We start from the raw sequence: 5,510 nt of genomic DNA, 5'->3' as shown, positions 1-5,510 counted from the left end.
GTCGGTGTTCTCGATCAGCAGCGCGATCGGCGTGCCGGTGGTCTTGCCCTGGTAGACGCCGGACAGGATGCGGACCTGATCGGCTTCCTTGCGCTGGGTGACGTACTTCGAGGTGCCGGGCTTGCGGCGATCGAGATCGGGCTGGATGTCCGCCTCGCTCAGCTCCAGGCCGGGCGGGCAGCCGTCGACGACGCAGCCGATCGCCACGCCGTGCGATTCGCCGAAACTGGTAACGCAGAACAGCTTGCCGAAGGTATTGCCGGACATCGCGGTTGCTCGCTGCTGAAGTTGGTTATGGCGCTGGGCTACTTGCGGCGCTTGCGCGCGCGCAGCCATTCGCTGAGTTCTTCGCGGGTGATGACGAACACGCCATCACCACCTTTGTCGAATTCCGGCCAGGAAACCGGGATGCCGGGAAATCGCGCTTCGAACTCGTCGTCGGAACCGCCGATCTCGCAGATCAGCACGCCGTTGTCGGTCAGATAGGTCGGTGCGTCGTTGAGGATGCGCTCGACGATATCCATGCCGTCGGCACCGGCTTCCAGTGCCCGTTTCGGCTCGTGCTGGAACTCGGGCGCCAGCGCGGCCCATTCCGCGGTCGGCACATACGGCGGATTGCTGACGATCAGGTCGTAGCGCTTCTTGCCGAGCGGGGCGAACAGATCGCCAACCACCGGGCGAACGCGATCCTTGACGTGATGACGAATGATGTTGCGGGCCATGACGTCGAGCGCGCCGTCGTCGATCTCGGCGAGATCGACGGTCGCCTCCGGGAACGCGAACGCAGCGGCGATGCCGATGCAGCCCGAGCCCGAACAAAGATCGAGGATGGTTTGCGGATCGCGCGGCAGCCAGGGCCGGAACTGCGCTTCGATCATCTCGCCGATCGGCGAACGCGGCACCAGCGCGCGCTCGTCGACCTCGAACTCCAGGCCGCAGAAATACGAGATGCCGGTGAGGTACGGCGCCGGCTTGCGGGTCTCGACTCGCTGGCGCAGCAGGTTCAGCGCGGCGGCCCGCTCGTCCTCCGCCAGATGGGTTTCGAGATAGACCGCCGGCAGGTCGAACGGCAGTTTCAGGCTCGACAGCACCAGGTGAAAGGCTTCGTCGAGTGCATTGTCGGTGCCATGGCCGAAGACCAGGCCATGACGGTTGAACTCGGAGGCGCCCCAGCGGATCAGGTCGCGCACGGTGGTCAGCGGAGCCAGCGTTGCGGGGATGGGGACAGAGGTGGCAGCGGTATCGGACATCGAGTCTGGAAAGCCGGGATAATCGACAAAGTATGCGGGCCATGGCGGACCCGCGCCAATCATGTCGGGGGTTGCTGCGTGTCGAATGGCTTGTTGCGCTGGAGCGGAATCGTGGCGTTCGCGGTGCTGGGCGGCATCTTCAGCGGGGTGTTCCTGTTGCGTCCGCAGGTAGTCGAGATCAGCTCCGGCACCTTGCTGAAAACGCCGCGAGTCATCGAACCGTTCGTGCTGACCAGCGCCACCGGCGCGCCGTTCACCAATGCCGATCTCGCCAATCACTGGACCCTGGTGTTCGCCGGCTTCACCTTCTGCCCCGATGTCTGCCCGACCACGCTCGCCGAGCTGAAAGCCGTGCAGGCCAAGCTCGGCGATGACGCTGCGAAAGTCCGCATCCTTTTCCTGTCCGTCGATCCGGGCCGTGACACGCCGGAGAAGATCGCCGGCTATCTCAAGTTCTTCAGCCCGGATTTCCTGGGCGCCACCGGCGACGATGCGGCGCTGGAAACGCTGGGCAAGAACCTCGGCTACGTCTACGCGAAAGTGCCGGGTACCTCGCCGGACAGCTACACGATGGACCACTCGACCGCGCTGATCCTGATCAACCCGCAAGGCCAGGTGGCCGGCTATCTGACGCCGCCATTCAAGCCCGATGCGATGGCTGCGGACCTGCGCAAGCTGGTCGCCCAATCGAACTGACTTTTGATTCCATGAACACCACGACCACCGCAGCCGCTTCCGACGCCAGCCTCGGCGACCATCTGTTCGCCGCCGTGCAGCGCTGCCTGCCGACGCGGGCGCTGTCGGCGCTGATGTACAGGATCGCCGAGATCGACAGCCCAGGCTTCAAGAACTGGTTCATCAAGGCCTTCATGCGCGGTTACCCGATCGACCTCGGCGAAGCCGAGCGGGAAACGGTCGAGGAATACCGGCACTTCAATGATTTCTTCACTCGTGCGCTGAAGCACGGTGCCCGGCCAATGCCGACCGATCCAAACCTGCTGGCCAGCCCGGTCGATGGCCGGATCAGCCAGCTCGGGGCGATCCGCGATGGCCGGATCTTTCAGGCCAAGGGCCACGACTACACCGCCGCCGAACTGCTGGCCGATGTCGAACTCGCGAAAGCCTTCGACGGCGGCAGCTTCGCGACCATCTACCTGGCGCCGCACAACTACCACCGCGTGCACATTCCCTTCGGCGGCAAGCTGCGCTCGTGGACCTACGTGCCGGGCCGCCTGTTCAGCGTCAATCCGGCAACCGCGCGAGCGATGCCGCGGCTGTTCTCGCGCAACGAGCGGATGGTCGCGATCTTCGATACCGCGTTCGGGCCGATGGCAGTGGTGATGGTCGGCGCGCTGTTCGTCGGCGGCGTCGAGACCGTCTGGGGCGGGCGCCTGACGCCACCACACAGCCGCGCGGCGACACCGTTCCACCATCAGCCGGATGGCACCGTTGCCCTGGCCCGCGGCGATGAAATGGGCCGCTTCCACATGGGTTCGACCGTGGTGCTGCTGGCGCCGCGTGGGGCGCTGGGCTGGCAGGCGAATCTCAAGGCCGGCGATGCGCTGCGCCTCGGCCAGCCCCTGGCCCAGGTGATGGCCCAGGACCTGCAACACGCCGTGGCATGAACCCTGATCTCAAGCCCGTCCTCAGCGCTCTTGCCGGCATCGTTCTCGGCAAGGAGCGTCAGCTCAAGCTTGCCCTCGCCTGCCTGCTCGCCCGTGGTCATCTGTTGATCGAGGACGTGCCGGGTGTCGGCAAGACGACACTCGCCTTGGCGCTGGCCCGCGTCTTCGGCCTGCATTTCCAGCGTGTGCAGTTCACCAGCGATCTGCTGCCGGCGGACATCCTCGGCATGTCGATCTACGAGCCGGGCGCCAGCAGCTTCCGCTTCCACGCCGGCCCGGTGTTCTCGGAAGTGGTGCTCGCCGACGAGATCAACCGCGCCAGCCCGAAGACCCAGAGCGCGCTGCTGGAAGCGATGGAAGAGCGGCAGGTGACCTCGGACGGCATCACCCGCACCCTGCCCGATCCGTTCTTCGTCGTCGCCACGCAGAATCCTGGCGAACAGATCGGCACCTACGAGCTGCCGGAATCGCAGCTCGACCGCTTCCTGATGCGCCTGTCGCTCGGCTATCCCTCCCGCGATGCCGAACGCGCGCTGCTCAACGATCCGGAGCGGCGCGATCTGCTCGCCGGCCTGTCGCCGGTACTCAGTGCTGCACAGCTGCGCAGCTTCCAGCAGCAGGTGAAAGCGATCCGCACCAGCCCGGCGCTGATCGATTATCTGATGGCCCTGCTCCGCGCGACCCGCGAACACCGCACGCTGAAGCACGGCCTGTCGCCACGCGCCGGCCTGGCCCTGAAGCACGCCGCCCAGGCCTGGGCGTTGCTGGAAGGCCGTTCCGGCGTCATCCCGGAAGACCTGCAGGCGGTGTTCGCTTCGGTCGCCAGCCATCGCCTGAGCGCCATCGAGCGCGGCGATGCGCGGCTGATCGCCGACGAAATTCTGGCGGCGGTGGCGATTCCGTGACCCGCCTCGCCGCTCCGCGGATTCCGGAGCCGCGATGAACCCGATGAGCAGGCTGCGTCGGCGCTTCCAGAACTGGATCGCCACCCGCACGCCGCGCGTGCCCGGGCCCTGGACGATCGGCCGACGGCGGGTCTACATCGTGCCGACGCGCTACGGCTATGGTTACGGCCTGCTGCTGTTCGTGATGCTGCTCGGAGCGATGAACTACTCGAACAGCATGGCCTTCGCGCTGACCTTCCTGCTTGCCGGCATCGGCCTGCTGGCGATGCATTACACGCACGGCAACCTGGTCAATCTGAGCATTGCCGCACAGGGCGCTGATCCGGTGTTCGCCGGCGATGCGGCGCAGTTCTCGATCCGTCTCGACAATCCCAGCCGCAGCCCGCGCCACGCGCTGACCATCGCCTGGCAGGATCAATTACCGCTCGCCCATGCCGATGTACCGGCCGATAGCAGCGCCACCTTGAGCTTGGCGCTGGCCAGCAGCAAACGCGGCTGGCTGCCGGCGCCGCGCTTCGCGGTGGCCACCGAGTTTCCGCTCGGCCTGTTCCACGCCTGGACCTGGGTCGAGCTGGATCTCGCCTGCCTGGTCTATCCGAAGCCGGCTGCGGACGGTGCCGCACCGCTGAGCAGCGGCCACGGCGATGACGGCCGATGGACCACGCAACGCCCGGGGCCGGACGAATTCAGCGGCCTGCGCGGCTATCAGGCCGGCGATGCCTTGCGCAGCATTCACTGGAAAAGCCTGGCGAGAAATCCGCAGCCGCTGGTCAAGCTGTTCAGCGATAACCAGGCCGATGAACTGTGGCTGGACTGGCAGGCGCTGCCGTCGTCCTGGGGTCCTGAACAACGCCTGGCCCAGCTGTGCCGCTGGGTGCTCGATGCCGACGCCGCACAACGCCAATACGGCCTGCGACTGCCTGGCGGCAGCCTGTCACCCGCGCTGGGTGCACAGCATCGGCACGCCTGCCTCGCGGCGCTGGCGCTGCACTGATCGCCATGGCGAAGAACAAGCCAGCGAAGATCGCCGATCTGCTGCCTCGTGCCGCGCTGCTACGGCTACTGGCGGTGCTCAGCCTGCTGCTGGCACCGCATCTGCAGCGGCTGCCGATCTGGGCCGCTGTGCTGGTGGTCGGCATCGTCGTCTGGCGTACTGCCGCTGCCTATCGCGGCTGGCCGATGCTGCCGGGCTGGATGCGCGTGCTGCTGACCTTCGGCGCCTTCGCCGGCGTCTACGCGAGCTTCGGCCGGGTCAGCGGCCAGACCGCCGGGGTCGCGCTGATCACGGTGATGGCCGCACTCAAGCTCACCGAGCTGCGGGCGCGCCGAGACACCATGGTCATGGTGTTCCTGATGTACTTCATGCTGATCACCAATTTCCTGTTCTCGCAGGAGCTGTGGACGGCGGCCTATCTGCTGGTCATGACCGCGCTGATCACCGGCGTGCTGATCGACGCCAACCATCCGGGCAGCGCCTTGCCGCTGCGCGACAGCCTGCGCATCAGCGGCGGCATGGTGCTGCGCGCGCTGCCGCTGATGCTGCTGATCTTCGTGCTGTTCCCGCGCATTCCGGGGCCGATCTGGGGCCTGCCGGCCGATGCCGGTGCGGCGCGTTCGGGCTTGTCGGACTCGATGGCGCCGGGCGAGATTTCCAGCCTGATCAACTCCGAAGCGGTGGCCTTCCGGGTGCGTTTCGACGGCGCCGTGCCGCCGGCCAGAGAACGCTACTG

The 5,510-nt window shown here is 66.6% G+C and carries 7 protein-coding genes; 5 read left to right on the top strand and 2 right to left on the bottom strand.

The window, feature by feature from the left end:
* On the bottom strand, positions 1-267 hold a 267-nt coding region (locus tag Q0D45_RS20580; RefSeq protein ID WP_293397507.1), incomplete at its 3' end, for a chorismate synthase.
* A gap of 38 nt (positions 268-305) precedes the next feature.
* Positions 306-1,250: a 50S ribosomal protein L3 N(5)-glutamine methyltransferase gene (prmB, locus tag Q0D45_RS20575; RefSeq protein WP_293397505.1), complete on the bottom strand. Its 945-nt coding sequence runs from the start codon at positions 1,248-1,250 to the stop codon at positions 306-308.
* A 111-nt stretch (positions 1,251-1,361) separates the two neighbouring features.
* Here prmB and Q0D45_RS20570 point away from each other — a divergent pair, with 111 nt between their 5' ends.
* The 5 genes from Q0D45_RS20570 to Q0D45_RS20550 form a co-directional block, all read left to right on the top strand.
* Complete coding sequence (locus Q0D45_RS20570; RefSeq protein WP_293397503.1) at positions 1,362-1,946, top strand: SCO family protein; 585 nt, start codon at positions 1,362-1,364, stop codon at positions 1,944-1,946.
* A gap of 11 nt (positions 1,947-1,957) precedes the next feature.
* Entirely contained in the window at positions 1,958-2,875 is a 918-nt protein-coding gene (gene asd, locus Q0D45_RS20565) for an archaetidylserine decarboxylase (protein WP_293397501.1), read from the top strand.
* A complete protein-coding gene (locus Q0D45_RS20560; RefSeq protein ID WP_293397499.1) occupies positions 2,872-3,780 on the top strand; it encodes an AAA family ATPase in 909 nt (302 codons plus the stop codon). The genes asd and Q0D45_RS20560 overlap by 4 nt, the downstream gene beginning before the upstream one ends.
* 34 nt (positions 3,781-3,814) lie before the next feature.
* Positions 3,815-4,774 (top strand): DUF58 domain-containing protein, encoded by a 960-nt coding sequence (locus Q0D45_RS20555; protein ID WP_293397497.1) that lies wholly within the window; start codon positions 3,815-3,817, stop codon positions 4,772-4,774.
* A gap of 5 nt (positions 4,775-4,779) precedes the next feature.
* Positions 4,780-5,510 (top strand): DUF3488 domain-containing protein (locus Q0D45_RS20550; protein ID WP_293397495.1); only part of this gene is annotated, 731 nt, incomplete at its 3' end.

The sequence above is a fragment of the Nevskia sp. genome, assembly GCF_023266035.1.
Lineage (GTDB): Bacteria > Pseudomonadota > Gammaproteobacteria > Nevskiales > Nevskiaceae > Nevskia.
Note: the sequence above shows the minus strand (reverse complement) of the source record. Positions and strands in the feature narration are given on the sequence as shown.

Excerpts from the sequence above, each read along its gene's own strand:
- prmB (WP_293397505.1), bottom strand. The coding sequence starts at position 1,250 with ATGTCCGATACCGCTGCCACCTCTGTCCCCATCCCCGCAACGCTGGCT.
- asd (WP_293397501.1), top strand. The coding sequence starts at position 1,958 with ATGAACACCACGACCACCGCAGCCGCTTCCGACGCCAGCCTCGGCGAC.
- Q0D45_RS20560 (WP_293397499.1), top strand. The coding sequence starts at position 2,872 with ATGAACCCTGATCTCAAGCCCGTCCTCAGCGCTCTTGCCGGCATCGTT.
- Q0D45_RS20555 (WP_293397497.1), top strand. The coding sequence starts at position 3,815 with ATGAACCCGATGAGCAGGCTGCGTCGGCGCTTCCAGAACTGGATCGCC.